The sequence below is a fragment of the Tropicibacter sp. S64 genome (genome assembly GCF_049803835.1).
Classification (GTDB): Bacteria; Pseudomonadota; Alphaproteobacteria; order Rhodobacterales; family Rhodobacteraceae; genus Pacificoceanicola.
In genome coordinates, this window is record NZ_JBNAGK010000001.1 from 625,879 (window position 1) to 646,963 (window position 21,085).

The 21,085-nt window shown below is 63.9% G+C and carries 16 protein-coding genes; 7 read left to right on the plus strand and 9 right to left on the minus strand.

Annotated elements, in window-relative coordinates; all coding sequences use genetic code 11:
• Positions 1-204: 204 nt before the first annotated feature.
• Positions 205-486: a YrhK family protein gene (locus ACP159_RS02995; protein ID WP_425098135.1), complete on the plus strand. Its 282-nt coding sequence runs from the start codon at positions 205-207 to the stop codon at positions 484-486.
• Between the two features lie 3 nt (positions 487-489).
• Here the strand turns inward: ACP159_RS02995 and ACP159_RS03000 are convergent, their stop codons facing one another.
• The gene (locus ACP159_RS03000) at positions 490-2,103 is read right to left on the minus strand and encodes a tryptophan halogenase family protein (RefSeq protein WP_425098136.1); all 1,614 of its coding nucleotides are present in this window, start codon (positions 2,101-2,103) and stop codon (positions 490-492) included.
• Positions 2,104-2,251: 148 nt separating this feature from the next.
• On the opposite strand from ACP159_RS03000, the gene pheT reads away from it, so the two are divergent.
• On the plus strand, positions 2,252-4,654 hold the full coding sequence (gene pheT, locus ACP159_RS03005) for a phenylalanine--tRNA ligase subunit beta (protein WP_425098138.1): 2,403 nt from the start codon (positions 2,252-2,254) through the stop codon (positions 4,652-4,654).
• A 75-nt stretch (positions 4,655-4,729) separates the two neighbouring features.
• On the opposite strand, the gene ACP159_RS03010 is transcribed toward pheT, so the two are convergent.
• Together ACP159_RS03010 and ACP159_RS03015 are read right to left on the minus strand one after the other, a co-directional pair.
• Positions 4,730-5,203, minus strand: coding sequence for an EF-hand domain-containing protein (locus ACP159_RS03010; RefSeq protein ID WP_425098139.1), 474 nt, complete (start codon positions 5,201-5,203; stop codon positions 4,730-4,732).
• A 107-nt stretch (positions 5,204-5,310) separates the two neighbouring features.
• Complete coding sequence (locus ACP159_RS03015) at positions 5,311-5,652, minus strand: carboxymuconolactone decarboxylase family protein (RefSeq protein ID WP_425098140.1); 342 nt, start codon at positions 5,650-5,652, stop codon at positions 5,311-5,313.
• A gap of 298 nt (positions 5,653-5,950) precedes the next feature.
• Between ACP159_RS03015 and ACP159_RS03020 the strand changes: the two genes are divergently transcribed.
• Positions 5,951-7,054 (plus strand): hypothetical protein, encoded by a 1,104-nt coding sequence (locus ACP159_RS03020; protein WP_425098142.1) that lies wholly within the window; start codon positions 5,951-5,953, stop codon positions 7,052-7,054.
• 30 nt (positions 7,055-7,084) lie between these two features.
• Here the strand turns inward: ACP159_RS03020 and ACP159_RS03025 are convergent, their stop codons facing one another.
• Both ACP159_RS03025 and ACP159_RS03030 read right to left on the minus strand, forming a co-directional pair.
• Entirely contained in the window at positions 7,085-8,200 is a 1,116-nt protein-coding gene (locus ACP159_RS03025; RefSeq protein ID WP_425098143.1) for an AAA family ATPase, read from the minus strand.
• A gap of 187 nt (positions 8,201-8,387) precedes the next feature.
• A complete protein-coding gene (locus ACP159_RS03030; RefSeq protein ID WP_425098144.1) occupies positions 8,388-10,073 on the minus strand; it encodes an acyl-CoA dehydrogenase family protein in 1,686 nt (561 codons plus the stop codon).
• A gap of 149 nt (positions 10,074-10,222) precedes the next feature.
• Between ACP159_RS03030 and ACP159_RS03035 the strand changes: the two genes are divergently transcribed.
• The 4 genes from ACP159_RS03035 (at position 10,223) to ACP159_RS03050 (ending at position 15,905) form a co-directional block, all read left to right on the plus strand.
• On the plus strand, positions 10,223-10,990 hold the full coding sequence (locus ACP159_RS03035; RefSeq protein ID WP_425098145.1) for a sulfite exporter TauE/SafE family protein: 768 nt from the start codon (positions 10,223-10,225) through the stop codon (positions 10,988-10,990).
• Positions 10,991-11,080: 90 nt separating this feature from the next.
• On the plus strand, positions 11,081-11,533 hold the full coding sequence (locus ACP159_RS03040; RefSeq protein ID WP_425098146.1) for a GbsR/MarR family transcriptional regulator: 453 nt from the start codon (positions 11,081-11,083) through the stop codon (positions 11,531-11,533).
• 131 nt (positions 11,534-11,664) lie between these two features.
• Complete coding sequence (locus ACP159_RS03045) at positions 11,665-12,858, plus strand: efflux RND transporter periplasmic adaptor subunit (protein WP_425098147.1); 1,194 nt, start codon at positions 11,665-11,667, stop codon at positions 12,856-12,858.
• Entirely contained in the window at positions 12,855-15,905 is a 3,051-nt protein-coding gene (locus tag ACP159_RS03050) for an efflux RND transporter permease subunit (RefSeq protein WP_425098148.1), read from the plus strand. The genes ACP159_RS03045 and ACP159_RS03050 overlap by 4 nt, the downstream gene beginning before the upstream one ends.
• Positions 15,906-15,920: 15 nt before the next feature.
• Here ACP159_RS03050 and ACP159_RS03055 read toward each other — a convergent pair whose 3' ends face one another.
• From ACP159_RS03055 to ACP159_RS03070, 4 genes are all read right to left on the minus strand, one after another.
• Positions 15,921-17,126: a hypothetical protein gene (locus ACP159_RS03055; RefSeq protein ID WP_425098149.1), complete on the minus strand. Its 1,206-nt coding sequence runs from the start codon at positions 17,124-17,126 to the stop codon at positions 15,921-15,923.
• A 41-nt stretch (positions 17,127-17,167) separates the two neighbouring features.
• Positions 17,168-18,391, minus strand: a complete 1,224-nt coding sequence (locus tag ACP159_RS03060; RefSeq protein ID WP_425098150.1) for a hypothetical protein — start codon at positions 18,389-18,391, stop codon at positions 17,168-17,170.
• Between the two features lie 69 nt (positions 18,392-18,460).
• Positions 18,461-19,708 carry a hypothetical protein gene (locus ACP159_RS03065; RefSeq protein WP_425098151.1) on the minus strand — a complete coding sequence of 416 codons (1,248 nt, stop codon included), beginning with the start codon at positions 19,706-19,708 and terminating at the stop codon, positions 18,461-18,463.
• A 135-nt stretch (positions 19,709-19,843) separates the two neighbouring features.
• Positions 19,844-21,019: a hypothetical protein gene (locus ACP159_RS03070; RefSeq protein ID WP_425098152.1), complete on the minus strand. Its 1,176-nt coding sequence runs from the start codon at positions 21,017-21,019 to the stop codon at positions 19,844-19,846.
• Positions 21,020-21,085: the final 66 nt, after the last annotated feature.

The window sequence follows — 21,085 nt, forward strand, 5'->3', positions numbered from 1 at the left end:
CGCGCTCCCACCAGCCGTGGTTTTTGGCGGTGGTGGCGCCGGCCGCCCGGCGCGCCGCCTGCGGCGGCGCGTCAAAATTCTTTGGAAGAATTTTGGACGGGGGCTTTGCCCCCGTTGTTCAGGTATTTGAAGACCAAAGAAGCCAGGCGTTGTCCTCTACTCCAGGCGGGCTAGCTTTGCGGCAGACGTGCAGGAGGATCGCCGATGTCGTTGTTCAGCCATGAGAATCGTCAGAAGACCACAGAGACACGGCGACTCTTCGCGGCATTCGAGATTGCGCACACCATCGTGGATTTCCTTGCCGCGTTCTGTTTCCTGATTGGCTCCATCCTGTTCTTCTGGCCTGTCTACGAGACACCGGCGATTTGGCTGTTTGTCATTGGTTCGTTCTTCTTTGCCATGAAGCCGACGCTCAAGCTGATCCGGGAGGTCAAGCTTGCGGCGATGGGCGATGCGGACGATCTGGCGCAGCGGTATGAACCGTGAGGCTCAGAACAGCATCGGCTCGCCTGCCATGTCTTCTTTGCCAGGAGCAACCCCCGGCAACGTCGCGGCCTTCTGCCCGGGTTTGAGCTCGCCGCGCAGGGCGAGGAGCATCATGCGGTGGTCGGCCTTGTGTTTGACCGTGGCGAGGTTGCGGGCGGCGGTTTGCTTGAGGAACTCTTTCCACGGCTTTTCGGACAGGCCCTGCGGCGGGAAGAATTCCGGCGCACCGAAGCCCTGTTCGTAGACGCGCTTGCCGAGCAGGACGGCGGTAAAGGTCTGGTGCCCGAAGAGGTGCACGGTTTGCAGGTCCAGCGGTCCGGGCAAGCGGCGTTTCCAGATGTCGAGGTTTTCCGCGAGGCGGTCCGGCACCTTGAGTTGGGTTCGGGCGTCGATCCAGTAGGGATCGTCCGTGCGATTGCCCATCAGGTAATGCAGGCAGATGAAATCGCGCACCTCGTTGAACATGCTGTCCGAGACGGCGTTATAGCGGCGGATCGTGGCCTCGTCGTAGTCGCTGTCGGGGAAGTAACTCAGGAGCCAGCGCAGGCCCATGTCGATCATGTGGATGGCGGTGGATTCCAGCGGTTCGATGAACCCGCCGGACAGGCCGAGCGCGATGCAGTTCTTCACCCAGGCGCGGCGGGAGCGACCGACGCGGATCGGGATGACGCGGGGTTCTGCATCCTCCGGCGCACGGGGACCAAGGTGGGCGAGGAATTCGTCGCGGGCCTGATCGTCGGTGCGGTGGGCGGAGGAGAAGACGTAGCCGGTGCCGACGCGGTTGAACAGCGGCACGTTCCAGACCCAGCCCGCGCCGAGGGCGGTGGAAGAGGTGGCGGCGGGGAGTTTCATCGGGTCCTGATGGGGGATCGGCAGGGCCATGGCGCGGTCGTTGGCGAGGTAGTCGGAGTAGTCCTCGAACGGCTCACCGAGCGCCCCCCGGATGACCAGCCCCTTGAAGCCGGTGCAGTCGATCACGAGGTCGACGGGATGCCGTCCGTGGTCGTGCAGGTGCAGCGCCGCGACAAACCCGCGCTCGTCCAGTTCGACGTCATCGACATCGGCGAGGATGTGCTCCACGCCCCGCGCCCGCCCGGTTTCGGCCAGAAGCCCGGCGAACTTGCCCGCGTCGAGGTGGTAGGCGTAGCCCGCCTTCGGCATGGGATCGTCCTTGCCGTTGAAGGCGATGGGGCATTTGCAGGCGTCCAGGAGGTCGATAAGAGGCGAGAAGGACTGGATGTAATCCCGTTTGCCCGCGCCATAGGCCCGGAAGTGGTAGCCGATGTCGAGGCCGTTCAACTGCGGCGCGGTGGCGAAGGGGTTCATGTAGTCGATGGGGCGGCCCTTGTGGTCGACGTTCCAGCCCCGGAACATCACGCCCATCTTGAAGGAGGCGTTGCAGCGGCGGAAGAATTCCTGCTCGTCGATGCCCATGTCCCGGACCGTCACCGGCATGTGCGGCACCGTCGCCTCGCCCACGCCGACGGTGGGCACATTGGGGCTTTCGATCAGCGTGATCTTCACCCGGCTGCCGACCTTGCTGCGCAGGAGCGTGGCGGCGAGCCAGCCTGCCGTGCCGCCGCCGACGATGGTGATGGATGTGATCGGTCTTGCCATGGTCTCCGCGCCCCCTGTGTTTCCCCTGCGTCAAGCCTACGGGCAGGCCCCGCGTTTTCCAACCCTTGCAGGCGTGGCTTGGTCTTTTCCTTGGGTCGCGGTTCCGGTATGGACTGCGCCAAACCATACGAACCTCGGGATTTTTGGCATGAAGTTCACCCTGTCCTGGCTGAAAGAGCACCTCGACACCACCGCCTCGGTCGACGCCATCGCCGAGGCGCTGACCGACCTTGGCCTTGAGGTCGAAGGTGTTGAAAATCCGGGGGAAAAGCTGAAGGCCTTCACGCTGGCCAAGGTTGTCCATGCGGAGCAGCATCCGGATGCGGACCGGCTGCGCGTTTGCCGCGTGATGACCGACGAGGGCGAGAAGCAGATCGTCTGCGGTGCGCCGAACGCGCGGGCCGGGATCACGGTTGTGCTGGCCAAGCCCGGGGACTACGTGCCCGGCATCGACGTGACGCTGTCCGTGGGCAACATCCGAGGCGTGGAGTCGCACGGGATGATGGCGTCCGAGCGCGAGCTTGAACTGTCCGATGAGCATACCGGCATCATCGAATTGCCCTCCGGCGAGGTGGGCGAGCGGTTCATCGACTGGCTGGCAGCGCACGACCCGGCGAAGGTCGATCCGGTGATCGAGATCGCCATCACGCCGAACCGGCCCGATGCGCTCGGTGTGCATGGCGTGGCGCGGGATCTGGCGGCGCGCGGGCTCGGCACGCTCAAGCCCTTGAAGGTCGAGGCGATTTCCGGCGCGTTTCCCTGTCCGGTCAGCGTCACGATCGACGCGGATACGGCGGGCGAGGGCGGCTGTCATGTCTTTGCCGGGCGGCTGATCCGGGGTGTGCAGAACGGTCCGAGCCCGAAGTGGCTGCAGGATCGGCTGCGGGCGATCGGCCTTCGTCCGATTTCCAAGCTGGTCGACGTGACGAACTTCTTCACCTACGACCGCAACCGCCCGTTGCATGTGTTCGATGCGCAGAAAGTGCAGGGTGGCCTGCGCATCCACCGGGCCGCGGATGGCGAGACACTGGTTGGTCTCGATGAGAAGACCTACACCTTCAGCGCCGGGCAGGTGGTGATTTCCGACGACAAGGGTATTGAATCCATTGGCGGAATCATGGGCGGGCTTGAGACCGGCTGCACCGAGGACACGGTTGACGTGTTCCTTGAGGCGGCATTCTGGGACAACATCCAGATTGCAACGACGGGGCGGGCGCTCAAGATCAACTCCGATGCGCGGTATCGCAACGAGCGTGGGATCGACCCGGCCTACAACTGCCAGGCGCTGGACGATGCGACGCGGATGATCCTCGATCTGTGCGGCGGGGAGCCGTCGGAGGCTGTCGTCGCGGGGCAGGTGCCGGACGTGAGCCGCGCCTATCGGCTTGATGCCAAGCGGGTTATCTCCCTCGTGGGGATGGAAATTCCCGAGAGCGAGCAGCGACAGACGCTGACCGCGCTGGGTTTCCGCATGGATGGCACCATGGCGCATGTGCCGAGCTGGCGCCCGGACGTGATGGGTGAGGCGGACCTTGTGGAGGAGGTGGCGCGGATCGCGTCGCTGACGAAGCTGAAGGGCAAGCCCTTGCCGCGCGTGACTTCCGGCGTGCCGCGCCCGATCCTGTCGCCGCTTCAGAAGCGCGAACAAGTGGCGCGGCGGACCAGTGCCGCTCTGGGATACAACGAATGCGTGACCTATTCGTTCATCGACCGGGCAGCCGCCACGCTGTTCGGCGGTGGCGAGGATGCGGCGATGCTGGCCAACCCGATCAGCAGCGAGATGAGCCATCTGCGCCCGTCGCTGCTGCCGGGGCTGTTGCAGGCGGCTGCAAGGAACCAGGCACGGGGCTTCCATGACCTCGCGCTGTTCGAAGTCGGTGCAGCGTTTTCCGGCGGGGAACCCGGGGAGCAGGCGCTGCAAGTGGCTGGACTCCTTGTTGGAAACACGGGTCCGAAGGACGTGCATGGCGCGTCGCGGCCAGTCGATCTCTTCGATGCAAAGGCGGATGCGGAGGCGGTGCTGTCGGCCATGGGTGCGCCGGCGAAGATGCAGGTGATGCGCAACGGCCCGGCGTGGTGGCACCCGGGGCGGCACGGGGTGATGTGCCTCGGGCCAAAGAAAGTGCTGGGAATCTATGGGGAAATCCACCCCAAGGTGCTGAATGAACTGGACGTGAAAGGGCCTGCCGTGGGTTTTGTCCTGTTCCCGGCGGAGATCCCGCTGCCGCGCAGGACCGGCGCGACGCGCGGGGCGCTGGTGATCAGCGACCTGCAGCCGGTGGAAAGGGATTTCGCTTTCGTTGTGGGCACTTCGGTTCAGGCGCTGGACCTTGTGAATGCGGCGGCAGGGGCGGACAAAGGGCTGATCGAGAGCGTTCGTGTGTTCGACGAATTCGTGGGCGGCAGCTTGGGCGAGGGCAAGAAGTCGCTGGCCATCACCGTACGCCTGCAGCCAACCGACAAGACCTTGAACGAAAAGGACATCGAGGCGGTTGGCGCGAAGATCGTCGAGAAGGTCTCGAAGGCCACGGGCGGCACGCTGCGCGGCTGAGAGTTGCCGGTTCTGATGTGAAACGGGCGCGTTGTGGACCAGCGCGCCCGTCTTGTTTCCGGCTTCGGAGCGGGCTCAGTTGCTCTGCTTCTTGCCCTGACCCATGCCCATGCCGCCACCGCGCCGCATGGCGAAGTCCTCGGTGGTGATGACGCCGTCGCCGTTCAGGTCCATGGTTCCGATCCAGACAGCCGCTTGGGAGACGAATTCGTCGCGGCTCACCGTCCCGTCCTTGTCCAGATCGTTGAGCGCCATTTCCATGCCCTCGGCGGCATTTTGCATGTTGCCCTGACCGTGGCCGCTTTGACCGGCCATGTCATTCGCCCGCGCCTCGTCGAAGAGGGTGTATTCCTCTGCGTCAAGGAAGCCATCCTCGTTGGCGTCAAAGGTCAGGAAGACGTCGCCGCGGCGCTCCGTCGCCTCTTCAACCGACACGGCACCATCGCCGTTCAGGTCCCAGTTTTCCACGAAGTGCAGTCCGGGCACGCCCTGCGCCAAGGCAAGCACGGGCGTAGCGGCGAGAAAGGCGGCAAGAGCGAGGGTTTTCATCGAGGTGTCTCCTTATATAACGTATTCGATATACGTTATACCTTTGGTGCGAGCAGGTCCGTCGTGCCAGACTGTCGCAGGGTCATTGGCCCGTAACCCTTTACGCATCAGGCATTTTCCGAGAATTCGTCGAAGGCGGCCAATGCCTTGCCCGCATACATCAGACCCGGCCCGCCGGACATCTGTATGGCGGTTCCCAGCGCCTCGGCCACTTCGTCGCGCGTGCTGCCCGCCTTGATGCAGGCTTGCACATGGCTTGTGATGCAGTCTTCGCAGCGCAGGGCTACGGCGATGGCCAGCGCGATCAACTCCTTTTGCTTGTGCGACAACGCCCCGTCGGGACTGGCGGCCTGCTCCATGGCGACAAATCCGCCGAAGGTGTCCGGGATCGCCTTGCGCAGGTTGCGGAGGTTGTTGCGGGTTTCGCCGAATTTTTCCTTGTAGGACATATTGCGCTCCTGTGATGTGTTTCACGCCTTCCTGATCACGGAAGCGGCGGGGCGGCCTTGAGATGGATCAAGGGTGGCGGGGAGGAGCGTTAACGAATTTTGTGGTCGAAACCGGAATGTGTGGCATGATTTCTTGTCACCCGTCCGGGCGACTGCGCCATGGACATATTTGAGTGGAGGATTTCGGAAGATGCATAAGAAAAGCGAGGGATTCCGGGTCTTGTTGCCCGGAGCGGTTGGAAGTCTGATTCTGGCTTTGCAGGCGTTGCCTGCTGCGGCTCAGGTCAAGGAATTGTCCGTGGATGACTCCTACATCAGTGACGAATTGTGCGTCGGGACCAGTTGCGATGGCAGCGAGAACTACGGCGGCGATACGCTGACACTCAAGGCTACGGGTATCAAGATTTTCCTGAATGACACGTCGACCGCGTCCTTGCCGGACCGGGACTGGTCCATCCGGACCAATGTTTCGGCATTGGAAGAGTTCGTCATAAAGGACGATACGGCGAACAGGACGCCTTTCCAGATCGCCGGCGGCACCCCGGATTCCGCATTCTATATCGCTGCCAGCGGGAACCTCGGGTTTGGAACGATTTTTCCACAGACTGCGCTTCATGTGATGGACCAGACCGGATTCAACGCGGCTCTGCGCCTGCAGACGAGCATGGGCAACGCCTCGACAGACCGTGCCATCGACCTCCGGGTCGCGGGTACGGAGTTTCTGGTCCAAAACGTTACACAGGGGAAAAACCCGTTCCGCATCCGGGTCGACGCACCGAGCAATTCATTTTCGTTGGCAGCCAACGGGTCTGTCGGGATCGGGACGACTTCCCCGGCGACGCCGCTGCATGTGCTGCGCACCGACGGCACTGCCGGTATCACCGTCGAGAACACCGCGGACAGCGGCCAAGCGCCGCGCGAGATGTTCCGGATGGTCAATTTTGGCGGGAGCTACTTCACGCTGGCCAATTCTCAGAGCAACAAGGATTGGTACTTCGTGCATGAGAACAACGCCTCGGGGCGGTTCTTCATCAACCATTCGGACGGCGGGCGGCAGATGGCGCTGACCCCGGCAGGGGATATGACGCTGGAGGGGCAATTGTTCACGGTCGGGTCCTGCGCCGCAGGTTGTGACCGGGTGTTCGACGAGGATTACCCGTTGCCGACGATTGCCGAGCAGGGCGAGATGATGCGGGCGTTGAAGCACCTGCCGAATGTCGGGCCGACGCCGGAGGACGGGCCTTTCAACATCACGCAGATGACCGGCGGGATGCTCAATGAGCTGGAAAAGGCGCATCTCTATATCGGGCAGTTGAGTGCGCTGAACGCGGCGCTGGAGGCGAAAAACGCCGAGATGGAAGCGCGGCTGGCGGCACTGGAGGCGGTGATCCTCGGGAAGTGATGATTATGGTTTGCGCCATAATCGACCATATCAGCGGGCGAAGTCCGCCTCCGGCCGGGCCAGAATCCAGTCGCGGAAGACGGGATCGGCGATGTCGCGGTCCTGCTCCCAGGCGAGGGCAAGGTTGCGTCCGGAGAGCTTGTTGAGCGCGGTTTGCAGGCTGGAAGAGCCGGGCACGGTGGACGCGCCCAGCGCGGTCATGCGCGATGCGGCAGCCTCGCTGTAGATCTCGTCCAGCCCTTCGGCGATCAGGCGCAACACGAGGCGGTCGGTGTCGTTGAGGTCGAGCCAGGTTTGTTCGAAGTCGAGTTCCTCGTGCAGGTCCGCTTCGATCAGCCGGATCACATCCGCATGCGGCAGGTCGGGGGTGACTGCCCGCATCCGCATCCAGCGCTGGAAATATTCGGGGTTGTCGCCAAAGTGGCGGAAGACCATGCGCGCATCATCAAGGGTGATCGTCGGGGCCTGTTTCGGGTAGAAGCCAAGTTGGTGGCGCAGGAAATCCTCGCCCAGATCGGGCAGGGTGAGCGGCGAGGCGAAACGGTAGAACGGCGCCTTGCGGCTGGAGAACACCCGTTTTAGCGCGTCGGGCGAAGAGCCGGTGAAGACCACGGCGAGGCCCGCGCCGTAGCGGTTCATCGAGGCCCGGAGCGCGGCGAAGAGGGCAGGGCCACCCTTCGATTTTCCGATCTCCTGAAATTCGTCGAAGAAGAGGAAGGCGGGACGCGGGCCGGAGGCAAGCGCATTCAGGTATTGGTCGAGCAGGAGAACCTGATCCTCCGGCAGAGCCTTGGGCTTTTGCGTCAGGTCGATCTCGACCTCCTGCCCGAGGGCAGAGAGTTTGACGCGCGGGGCCAGTTGACCGGCGCGCGAGAGCACCGTGCCGACGGCTGACTTGCGCTGCAATGCCTTGTCCAGTTCGTAGAGCAGCAGGGCGAGCGGGGCGGGGCCGCGTTCCCAGAAGTCGACGTAGACGGTGCGGTGGCCATAGTCGATGGCCTTGGGGCCGAGATCGTGCAGCAGCCACCAGGTCTTGCCGATGCGGCGCGGGCCGAAGAGGCTGCGGTGCGGGGCAAAACCGCTGGCCATTTCGGTGTAGGTATCGTGGGTAAAGGGTTTGCGCGGGAAGAAAAGCGGCGGGATCATGGGATATGGCCCTTTATGCTGCCTGCCATAAATTATGGTCTAGAGCATAAAGGGCCATAAGAGAAGGTGTCAAAGACAAGTTCAGGTTGTGCGATGCCGTCAGCCGAGCAAGCGTCTTGCAATCATCTGCGCCTGAGTCGCACCGTGCAGGCGAGGGAAACCGTCCATTGGACGGTTTCCGCCCGGTTCAGCCAAGGAGCCTGCGTGCGATGACCTGCGCCTGGATCTCGCCTGCACCCTCGAAGATGTTGAGGATGCGGGCGTCGCAGAGGATGCGGCTCACGGTGTATTCCAGCGCAAAGCCGTTACCGCCGTGGATCTGCAGCGCGTTGTCCGCCGCCGCCCAGGCGACGCGGGCGCCGAGCAGCTTGGCCATACCCGCTTCGAGGTCGCAGCGCACGCCGTGGTCCTTCTCCCAGGCGGAGAAATAGGTCAGCTGGCGGGCGATCATGATCTCCACCGCCATCATGGCGAGCTTGCCCGACACACGCGGGAAAGCGATCAGCGATTTGCCGAACTGCTTGCGGTCCTGCGCGTACTTCATGCCGACGTCCAATGCGGCCTGCGCCACGCCGATGGCGCGGGCGGCGGTCTGGATGCGGGCGGATTCGAAGGTCTCCATGAGTTGCTTGAAGCCCTTGCCTTCCTCGCCGCCGAGCAGGTTCTCGCCCTTGACGTGGAAGCCGTCGAAGCCGAGTTCGTACTCCTTCATGCCGCGATAGCCGAGCACCTCGATCTCGCCGCCGGTCATGCCTTCGGTCGGAAAGGGGTGTTCATCCGTCCCGGGGGTCTTCTCCGCAAGGAACATGCTGAGGCCCTTGTAATCCGAGGTGTTCGGATCGGTCCGGGCGAGAAGGGTCATGACATGGGCGCGGGCGGCGTGGGTGATCCAGGTCTTGTTGCCGGTGATGGTGTAATCGCCGTTCTCGTCCTTGACGGCGCGGGTGCGCAGCGAGCCGAGGTCGGAGCCGGTGTTCGGTTCGGTGAACACGGCGGTCGGGAGTTTCTCGCCGGAGGCGAAGGCAGGCAGCCACTTCTGTTTCTGCTCCTCCGTACCGCCCGCGAGGATCAGCTCGGCGGCGATCTCCGAGCGGGTGCCGAGTGAGCCGACGCCGATGTAACCCCGCGAGAGTTCCTCGGAGACAACGCACATGGAGGCCTTCGACAGGCCGAGGCCGCCATATTCCTCCGGGATGGTCAGGCCAAAGACACCCATTTCGGACAGCTCTTCGATGATCTCCATCGGGATCAGCTGGTCCTTCAGGTGCCATTCATGGGCGAAGGGCTCGACCTTTTCCACGGCATAGCGGCGGAATTGCTCGCGGATCATCTCCAGCTCTTCGTCGAGGCCGGTCTTGCCCACGGTGATCTCGGCGGATTGCTCTTCCATCAGCTCCACGAGCCGGGTGCGGGCCGGGATCGAGTTCGCCTCATACATCAGCGTGCTGATTTCGGGGGTGTTCATCACCGCAATTTCGCTCTCGGTGAGGCCAAGATCGCGCAGGCGGATGAATTCGCCCTGGTTCATCGGGATGCCGCCACGGATCTGCGCGAGGTATTCGCCAAAGCCGATCTGCAGGATCAATTGCTCGATTTCACCAAACGCGCCGTTTGCGGTCTGCCGCTCCGCCCATTTCTGCATTTGCCGCAGGGCTTCGAGGTAGGTGGCGAGCCAGGCGAGGCCGTGGGCGACGGTCTGGTTCGCCTCCAGCAGACTGCCGGAGACGCGGCCATCGAGGCTGACCAGATCGCGCACATGGGCGCGGGCGCTTTCGAACACCTGTTCGACCGGGGCAATTGCCGCGCCGGTCAGGGTCAGCAGGTCGGGAAGAAGGGCGCCCGCCCGAGGCGGGGTCTGTCCATCATGTGCCATGAATCACGTCCTCTTTTATCGGTTCGGGGTTGCTTAGCCAGTTTGCAGTTGCAGCGCAACAAAAATACCCATGAATGCGGTTTATTGTTCAAAAGTTGCGCGTGCGATTTTTGCGGTGCAGCGGAAACCGCCGTGTTATGGGGCGTGGCATGAACGCGCTTCTTCCGGAACTCACCCCCGGCCTGTGGCTCGCGGCCATAGGCATCGCCTTTGTTGCAGGCATTGTCAAAGGCATGGTCGGTTTTGCCATGCCGATGATTCTCGTCTCCGGCCTCTCCTCCTTCCTGCCGCCGCAGCTGGCGCTGGCCGGGCTGATCCTGCCGACTGTGGTGACCAACGGCATGCAGGCGCTGCGGCAGGGCCCGAAGGCGGCGGTGCAGTCGGTGAAACGCTTCCGGCGGTTCCTGCTGGTCGGGCTGGTGTTCCTGCTGGCGTCGTCGATGCTGGTCTCGGTGCTGCCAACGCGGGTGTTCCTGCTGGCGATCGGGGTGCCGGTGGTGGGTTTCGTGATCCTGCAACTCTCCGGCTGGACGCCGAAACTGGCGGCGGAGAACCCGCGGCTGGAGATGGGCATCGGCGCCTTTGCGGGGTTCATCGGCGGCGTGTCGGGGGTCTGGGGGCCGCCGACGGTGGCCTACCTGACCGCGCTGGGCACCGAAAAACGCGAACAGATGCGCGTACAGGGCGTGATCTACGGCCTTGGTGCGGTGGCGCTGTTCGTGGCGCATATCGGCTCCGGCATCCTGAACACGCGCACGGTCTGGCTGTCTCTGGCGCTTCTGCCGCCTGCGGTGATCGGCATGTGGCTGGGCGGGATGGTGCAGGACCGGATTGACCAGAAAGCCTTCCGCAAGGCGACCCTCGTGGTGCTGCTGGTGGCAGGGCTGAACCTGCTGCGGCGCGCGATGATGGGCTGAAAAAGATTCAGCCTGGACCGAACGGATTGAACAAACCCGTGACTTCCGCGATTCCGGGGCCATATTGGGCCGGGAAACCGGAGGATTGGCATGGCGGATCAGGCGCGGGTCAGGGCAGAGTTCATCGAGAAGGTCGGGTTGATCGTGCAGAACGACAAGCTGCCGCGCATCGCGGGGCGGGTGCTCGGGCTGTTGATTCACGACGGCGGGCCGGTGTCTTTCGGTGCGCTGGCGGAGGAGTTGCAGGTCAGCCGGGGCAGCGTGAGCACCGCGACTCGGGCGCTGGAGGAGCGCGGTCTGATCCGGCGGGTCGGCGTGCCCGGCGAGCGGCAGGATTTCTTCCAGCTTTCGGACAGCCCTTACGTGAACCTGATGCGCCATGTGCATACGACTTTGGCGCGCAATTGCGCCGAAGTGCGCGGGACTTTGACGGAGCTCGACGACGGACCGGCGCGGGAGCGGGTACAGGCCTTTGCCGAGTTTTACCAGACATTGAGCACCTGGGCGGCGGAGTGCGTCGACCGGCTCGAATCCCGGAAATGATCCGGTCCGGCGGCCATTGTGCGGTTTTGCTGCCACAATTGTTCATTTTGTACTGAACAAAATGGTTGAAACGCTGCCTGCGCAGCGTATCTAAGCCCGAGACCCGCCATTCCCAGTCCGAGACTCGCCCAATGACCCAGACCCGCCTTGCCGCGCTTGCCGCGTTGATCTTCTCGCTTGCAGTGCCCGCAGTCGCCCAGGAGGACGCAGTGCCCCTGCCGCATGTCACGGTCGCGCGGGCGGTGTCCGCCGAGCTGGTCGACGCGGTGACTGTCTCGGGCAGCACGACGCCCCGGCAGGAGGTGCTGATCTTCCCGCGCATCAGCGGTTACGCCTATGTCAGCCTCGATGCCGAGGCCGGTGACGTGGTCAAGGCGGGCGATGTTCTGGCGCGGATGGAGACCCGGGTGCTGGAACAGCAGCTGGCTCAGGCGAAGGCCGAGGCGAGCAGCGCGGCGGCCTCCGTCCGGCAGGCGCAGAGCCAGATCGATTCATCGAACGCAACGCTGGTCAACGAAGAGGCCAAGCTGAAGCGGGCGCAGCAGCTCTCGCAGCGCGGCAACCTCGCCAACGCCGATCTCGACGCGGCACAGGCCAGCGCGGAGGCGGCGCGGGCTGCGGCGGCATCGGCGCAGGACGGGCTTGCGGCAGCGGAGGCCTCTGAGGAGCGGGCGCGGGCGGCGGTGGATATCGCGCAGTCGAACCTCGACAATGCGACCGTGACCGCGCCGGTGGACGGGCTGGTGCTCGCCCGGAGTGGCAATATCGGCATGATTGCCGGGACCGGGGGCGATCCGCTGTACCGCATGGCCGCCGATGGTGTGATCGAGGTCGAAGCCGAGGTGATCGAGACCGCGCTGGGCCGGATTGCCGTGGGTGATCCGGTCAAGTTGCAGATTGCCGGTGTCGGCCCGGCGGAGGGGCGCGTGCGCCTGATCTCGCCATCCGTGGACCGGGCAACGCGGCTGGGCGAGGTGCTGATCGAGGTACTGGACCTGGGCGCGATCCCCTCCGGTGCCTTTGCTAGCGGCGACGTCATCGTGGACCGGCACGACGGGCTGACCGTTCCGGCCTCCGCCGTGCTGAGCGACGGTGCGGAGACCTATGTTCTGCTTATCGGCGATGACGGAGTTGTCGCGCGGGTGCCCGTGCAGGCGGGTCTGCTGACCGGCGAAAGGCGCGAGGTGCTGAGCGGACTGGACGAGGGGGATGTCGTGATGCTGCGCGCCGGGACGTTCTTCGCCGATGGTGACAAGGTCGAGCCGGTGTTCCCGACAGACTCGGCGCAGGGCCAGACTGCCAAAGCCGGGGAGGCCGCGCAATGAACATGTCGACCTGGGCGATCCGCTCGCCGATCATGCCGGTTGCGCTCTTCCTCGTGCTCTGCGTCGCGGGGCTGTTCGGGTTCAAGTCCCTGCCGGTGACCGACATGCCGAACGTCGACATCCCGGTGGTGTCTGTGACGGTGACCCAGCCGGGGGCGGCGCCCTCGGAGATCGTCAACCAGATCATCAAGCCGATCGAGGATTCGATCCGGGACGTCAACGGCGTGGACGAGATCAACGCCACGGCCTCGGATTCTCTGGCGTCGATCACGGTGAACTTCGACCTCGGGATCGAGATCGCAACGGCGGTCGCCGACATCAAGGACGCGGTGGACAGCGTGCGCGGCGACCTGCCGGACGGCATCGACGAGCCGCAGGTGACGCGGGTGGACGTGATCGGCCAGCCAATCCTGTCCTACGCGGTCTCGGACCCGACTCGCAGCATAGAGGAACTGAGCTACTTCGTGGACGACGTGGTGTCGCGCGAGGTGGGCACCGCGACTGGCGTGGGCGAGGTGTCCCGAAAGGGCGGCGCGGACCGGGCCATCGAGGTGGAACTCGATCCGAACCGCCTGCTGGCGCTCGGCCTGACCGCGACCAGCGTGAACGACCAGGTGCGCGCGGCGAACGTCAACCTCGGCGGTGGCTCCGGCTCGCTCGCGGGGCAGGAATACGCCATCCGGGCGCTGGGCTCGGCGGATACGCTGGAGGCCCTGGCGGAGACGGCCATCCTGACGCCGGCGGGCTCGACGGTGAAACTTTCCGATCTCGGGCGGGTCAAGGACGGCTCGGAGGAGACCAAGAGCTTTGCCCTGCTCGACGGCAACCCGGTGGTCTCCATCGGTGTGTTCCGCGCCAGCGGCGCCAGCGACCTGATCGCGGGCGACGCGGCGAAGGAGAAGATCGCGGACCTGGCGAAGGCCTACCCGGACGTGACCTTCACCCTGATCGACGATGCGACGGTCTACACCGAAGGCAGCTACCACGCGGCCATGGACACGCTGTACGAGGGCGCGTTCCTCGCGGTGTTCGTGGTGTTCCTGTTCCTGCGCAACTGGCGGGCGACGCTGATTACCGCGCTGGCCCTGCCGCTGTCGATCATTCCGACCTTCATCGTGATGAACATGCTGGGGTTTTCGCTGAACACCGTCTCGCTGCTCGGGATCACGCTGGTGACCGGCATCCTCGTCGACGATGCCATCGTCGAGATCGAGAACATCGTGCGGCACATCCACATGGGCAAACCGGCCTATGAGGCGTCCGAGGAGGCGGCGGACGAGATCGGGATGACGGTGATCGCCATCAGCTTCACCATCGTTGCGGTCTTTGCCCCGGTCAGCTTCATGTCCGGGATCGGCGGTCAGTTCTTCGAGCAATTCGGCCTGACCGTAGCCGTCGCGGTGCTGTTTTCGCTCCTCGTGGCGCGGCTGATCACGCCGATGCTGGCGGCCTATTTCCTCAAGGATGGCGGCCCGGCGGAGGAGGAGAAAGACGGCTTCCTGATGCGCGCCTACATGCGGCTTCTCAACTGGACGCTGCACCACAGGCTCATCACGCTTGTCGCGGGTCTGGGGATCTTTGCCGGGTCGATCTATTCGGCGACGCTGCTGCCGTCGGAATTTGTCCCGGCCTCCGACACGGGTCGGAGCATCATCTCCGTCGAACTGCCTCCGGGCGTGAAGATCGGCGACATGCGCGAGACGGCGCTGGCGATCACCAGCCGGGTGGAGGACGTGCCGGAGGTGACCTCCGTCTACGTGAATGCGACCAGCGAGACTGACGCGCGGGTGACGGTAAACTTCGGGCAGAAGGATTCGCGGGACCGCGGGTTCCGGGAGATCGAGGCCGATATTTCCGCGGCGATTGCCGATGTGCCCGACGCAAGGGTGATCGTCTCCGAGACCGGGCAGCGGGACGTGCAGCTGAACATCCTCGGCGACAGCCAGGAGTCCGTGGCCGCGGCGGCGGGTGCCCTGGCCAAGCAGATCAACGCCCTGCCGGACCTGGTGGACGCGCAGACCGACGCGGCGCTGGTGCGGCCCGAGATCCGCATCACCCCGCGTCCCGAGCAGGCGGCGGAGCTGGGTGTCAGCGCCTCTGCCCTGGCCTCCACCATCCGTATCGCGACCCTGGGCGAGAGCGGGGCGAACGTGGCCAAATTCAACGCCGGTGATCGGCAGGTGCCCATCGTGGTGCGGATGAAGGAGGAGGTCCGCGACGACCTTTCGCAGATGCGCGGGCTGCGCGTGACGTCAAGCCTTGGCGGTCAGGTGCCTCTGGAAGCCGTCGCCGAGTTCTCGCTCTCGGCGGGGGCCAGCACCATCAGCCGCGTCGACGGGCGCTTCAGCACGACCGTGTCCGCGAACCTTGCCCCCGGCGCGGTGCTTGGACCGGCGACACAGGCGGTCTATGCGCTCCCTGCCGCCACGGACATGCCGGACGGCACGGAAATAGCCGCCTCCGGCGACGCCAAGGTCATGGCGGATATCTTCGGGCAGTTCGCGCTGGCCATGTTGGCGGGTATCCTGCTGGTCTATGTCGTCCTTGTCGTGCTGTTCGAGAGCTTCGTGACGCCGGTGACGATCCTGCTGTCGCTGCCGTTGGCCATCGGGGGGGCGATCTTTGCCCTGTACCTGACGGACAATGCCATCGGCCTGTCTGTGATCATCGGCTTCCTGATGCTCATGGGGATCGTGACGAAGAACGCCATCATGCTGGTGGAGTTCGCCCTCGACGCCATGGCGGAAGGGGTCGGCAAGGCGGAGGCCATGCTGGATGCCTGCCACAAGCGCGCCCGGCCGATCATCATGACGACGATTGCCATGACGGCGGGCATGGTGCCTTCGGCATTGGCCTTCGGCACCGGCGGCGAGTTCCGCTCGCCCATGGCCATCGCGGTGATCGGCGGCCTGCTGCTGTCGACGATGCTGAGCCTCGTGTTCGTGCCGTCTCTGTTCAGCCTGATCGACGGCGGACGCCGCCGGGGCACCGCGCTGCTGGTGCGCCTGCTCGGCATCAACGCGCCCGGCAAGGCGGAAGCGGCGTGATCGAACGCCGCCCGCCTACCGCGCCCTGATCAGCGCCTCCAGCGCGTCGAGGCGGGCATCCTGCTCGGCGAGACGCGCCCGGAGTGCGGCGTTCTCGTCCTTGCGGGCGCTCAGTTCGGCCTCCTGCTCCAGCGTGTAGAGCGTCAGTTCCTCGACCTTCTTGAGGAGTGTCAACTGCATGGTGGTCATGTCGAGCCCCTCCGCCCTGATCTGCGCCGCCGACGGCACCTCGGGCAGGTGGCTGTTGGCGGCGATGAAGTCTTTGACCTCCGACAGGGGCCGCAGGGCGTAATTCTCGCCGAAGACGTAATCCGGCACGTTCAGCAGTGTGCCCCCGACCGTAAACCCGCCCTGTACCGTCAGCAGACCCTCCGCCGTCAACGTCATCTCTGGCCCGTCTGCCACGCCATCGGTGATGATGAAGCGGTTGGGGGAGGCCTGTTCGTGGGAGAAAAACCAGGTGGTGCCGGCGTTGGTGTTGTCCAGCGTGAAGTAGGACCCACCATTGTTCGTCATCTTGAACATCTCGCGGACGGCGGGCGTTGTAGTCGAGTTCCTGACGTGAATACGGGCGTCGTCCAGGCGAACGACATTCAAGGCGGCATCCGGGGTGGATGTTCCCACGCCGACATCGCCGCTTTCCCCTATTGCCAACGCTGCGCTGGGCGCACCGGACCGCACTATGAACGGACTCCGGATGGATGGATGCTCTTGCAGCTTGAAGCCGAGCGAGTCGACGTTCAGCCCCCAGGAGAAATAAGCATTTCCCTGCTGAATCCGGATCGCAGGGGTGTCCGACACAACGTGCAGGGTCGCCTGTGGTATCAAGGTGCCAACTCCGACACTGCCGATGCGATTGACGACCAGGCTGTTCTCCGGCGCGGTTTCCAGAATGCGGAAGATCTGATTGCCGCTGTCCACGTCTCGAACGGCGAAATAGGAGTCCGAACCACTTGTTCTCCCATTGGTTTCGATCGCCCAGTCCCGGGTGGGAAAATCTATGCCGTCCGAGGTATCCTCGAACAACAGAACCGGGTTGGAATTCTTGATCTTCAGGTCGACGCCGTCCAGAAAGCTCTCGCTACCCGTGCAGGCGGTGCCGACGCAGAGGTTGCCATCGACGCTGTGGTCCCCGCTCAGAACCGTCTGGGCCAAGGATGGCATGGGCGCGAGGGCAATGGTAACGGACAAACTGGCAATCAGGGCGCGAGCGAACGTCATCGTGTCTACCTTCTTCAATACATGACGGGACGGCGCGTGGTTCATCTGGTCTCGACCGCCGCCAGCCGCGCCTCGATGCGCGCGAGTTGCTCCGACAGACTGGCGATGGTGGCGGTCTGGTCGTGGATCACCGCGGTCTGATCCGCGATCTGCGTCTCCTGCTCCAGCGTGTAGAGCGTCAGTTCCTCCACCTTCTTGAGGAGTGTCAGCTGCATGGTGGTCATGTCGAGCCCCTCCGCCCTGATCTGCGCCGCCGACGGCACCTCGGGCAGATGGCTGTTGGCGTCGATGAAGGCCTTGACCTCCGACAGGGGCCGCAGCGCGTAATCCTCGCCAAAGACGTAGTCCGGCACATTCAGCTGTGTGCCTCCGGCAGTGATCGTGCCAGGCACCGCGAGATCGCCCATCCGGGTGAGGGACAGCTGCAACCCGCCGTCGGAATGGTTGATGAAGAACCGCCCCTGCGCGTTGTTCTCGTGCACGAAGTACCAAGAGCGGCCGGTGTCGGTATTTGTCATGGTGAAATAGCTGCCGCCGTTGTTGCGCATCTCGATCATCTCGCGGGCGGCGGTGGTGGCGCTGGTCTCTTCGATCTTGATGCTTGCCGTGCCGTTGTCCCGCAGGATGTGCAGCGAGGCATCGACGCCGGACGTACCGTTGCCGATGTTGCCTTCGTGCGTGATCCGCAGGGAGTTGGTTGGGGCGTTCTTGAACACCGAAAAGGGCGTCGTATCGGTGTTGATGTCGCGCAGGAAGACGTTGCCATGGTTGGCCAGCAGGTCCCAGGTCTGCGCCGGCAGGCCGCCTGCGGAGGTCTGTTGAAACCGGATAGTCGGACTCGCGGTGTCGACGAGGTGCAGTTTGGTCTGCGGCAAAAGGGTGCCGAGGCCGATGTCGCCGTCGTCGTTGACGAAGATGCTGTTTGACCCGGCACCGCCCCGGATGGTGAACGGCCGGGCGCCCGTCGAGAGGTTTTCGATGGCAAAGAGGTTGGGGCCATTGATGTAGTCCTCGTTCGCGCGCAGCCGCCAGTTGTAGTAGGGATAGCTGCCTGTCGAGTTGGAGGTGTCGATGAATTCGATCCGCGGATAGACGTCCTTCAACCGGAAGACACCTTCTCCGGCATCGTAGCTCTCCGGATTGGTACAGCCGCCACCGACGCACAGGCTGTCCCGGACGATGCCGTTGTTCGTGGCAAGGATGGTGTCGGCAAGCGCCGGGGCGGCGCCAAGGGCTGCAACCGCGAGAATGGACCGAAAGCGCATTTGAATTCTCCTGTTTGAATAGTCAAAGGTTAACGTGCCGCCGCATGAATCCAGAAGAGAAAATGCTGATCAGGGTTGCACAATGTCGAGACGGGCGCGCAGGTCCGTGAGGGCCTGGCGCAGAGCGGCGACATCCGCCTCCTGGGCTTCGAGCCGGGCGAGACGGTCCGCCTGGTCGCGGATGATGCTCTCCTGCTCCAGCGTATACAGCGTCAGTTCCTCCACCTTTTTCAGGAGCGTCATCTGCATCCCGGTCATGTCGAGGCCGTTTTCCGCGATCTGCGCCGCCGATGGCACCTCCGGCAGGTGGCTGTTGGCCTCGATGAAGGCTTTCACCTCGGACAGCGGGCGCAGGGTGTACTCCGGACCAAAGACATAATCCGGCACATTGAGCGCCGTGCCCCCGACGGCAAAGCCGCCCTGTACGGTCAGCAGGCCGGCGGCGGTCAGGGTCATCTCCGGCCCGTCGGCCACGCCGTCAGCGATGATGAAACGGTTGGGGCTGTTGTTTTCGTGGGAGAAATACCACGTGGTGCCAGCGGCGGTGTTGTCCAGCGTGAAGTAGCTGCCGCCGTTGTTGGTCATGTTGAACATCTCGCGCACGCCGGGGGTGCTGAAAACCGTGTTTTCGACCTTGAGACCGGCAGCCCCGTTGAAGCTGTACAGGTGCAGCAACGTCTCCGGCAGGTCCGTTCCAATTCCGACTTTCCCGCCCGAGGACAGGACAAGTGTTTTCGACAAAGCGCCTCTTTGGATTGTGAAAATGTCACGTCCTGTGATGCTGGCGTCGCTGATGCGAAACCCTGCGGTATGTGCCGACATGAGCCAATGAGAGTCCGGCTGGCCAGCCGAAGTATCCCGGTGCAGACGGATTGCAGCAAAAAAGGGGTCCGACACGTGCAGTCTCGCTGTCGGTAGACCCGTCCCCACACCGACCGCGCCGTTGCCGAGAATGACAAGCGAGTCTTCCGGTGCCCCGGCTTCGGTGCGGAACACCTGGTTTCCGGTGGCGCGGTCGACGATGGCGAAGTATTCCGCGCCGTTCTCGAAGAAGTCGTTGGCCTGAAGCGCCCAGTCCCGTGACGGAAAGGTGCTGCCGGTCGATGTGTCCTCGAACAGCATCACCGGGCTGCTGTCCTTCATCATGATGTCGGAGTTGTAGACGAAGGACTCCGACGAGGCGCAGGCGAAGCCGACGCACAGGCGTCCCTGGATCGTGTGATCTCCGGAGAGCAGGGTCTGGGCCTGCGCCGTGGGTGAGAGAAGCGCAAGGCAGGATGCCAAGATCGGGGAAAAGCGGAACGGGAGCCGTCTCATGGAAATCTCCTGGGTGCAATGGCGACTCGGGCAAAGAGCCGCGGAGCACGCGGCACCCGGTCGGTTGAAAGGAAAGTGGCGCTGACCGGATAATGTTCCGGCCAGCGCCACTCTACCACAGGATGAGCGATTTGTTTAGCGGGTCTGTTCCGCCGGGGCCATGCGGGATTCGATCTGGCCAAGCCGCTTTTCCAGGGCCGCGATGGTCTCCTGCTGGTGGGCAATGAGGTCGTCCTGCTCCAGCGTGTAGAGCGTCAACTCCTCGACCTTCTTCAGAAGCGTCATCTGCATCTGCGTCATGTCGAGACCATCGGCCTTGATTTGGGCCGCGGAGGGCACCTCGGGCAGGTGGCTGTTCTCGTCGATGAAGGCTTTCACCTCCGAGAGTGGGCGAAGATCGTACCCAGGACCGAAGACATAGTCCGGCACGTTGAGTTGCGTGCCGCCGGAGCGGATGGTGCCGGGCACGGCCAGATCGCCCGTCCGAGTCAGGGACAGTTGCAGGCCGCCGTCCGAATGGTTGATGAAAAAGCGGCCCTCCGCGTTGTTTTCATGCACGAAATACCACTCGCGGCCAGTGCCGCTGTCGGCGAAGGTGAAATAGCTGCCGCCGTTGTTCGTCAGCTTGAACATCTCGCGGGCCGCGCGGGTGCCGGAGGTATCCTCGACGAGAAGCCGGGCGTCTCCAAGGCCGCGGACATGCAGTTTCGCGTCCGGAGCGCCGGTGAAGATCCCGACCCGATTGTCCGAACTGACATACAGCATGTTCGAGGCGGCACCGGGACGGATCTGGAGCGGGAGTGTATTCGGCAGCGGATCGTAGATGTAGAAGCCTGAACTGTTGCCGCGAATATCCCAAGTATAGGGGCTGACGTCCGTATCGTTCAGGCGAATGCCTGCCTCGCCGGGATGGGCCAGATGCAGCGGCTGGCCCGGAATCGTGGTGCCGCTGCCGATATAGCCGGAATTGTCGAAGAAGAGCGCATTGTTCGGCGCGTTCTCCATGATCTTCACCGGAAAGCGGTTCCCGGTTTCGTTCTTGATTGTGAAACCGTTGACGATCCCCGAGGCGGGATCGTCCACCGAAAGGGTCCAACTGCTGTCCCCGGTGGTCGTGTCGTTGAACTGGATCTCGGGCAGGAAGCTCTTTACCTTGATGTCGTTGTCACCAAAGCTTTCGTTGTTCACGCAATCGACCGCGCCGACACAGATGTTGCCGGTGACGATCAGGTCGTCGCCGATGACCTGATCGGCGATGGCCGCAGCGGGGAGAAGGGCGATTGTGGCACCTAGGGCGAGGCGTCGGATCATGGAAAGCTCCTGAGGATTGGATCGGGAAAAAGGGGAGCCGACCGGCAGAGCCGACTCCGGGTCTCG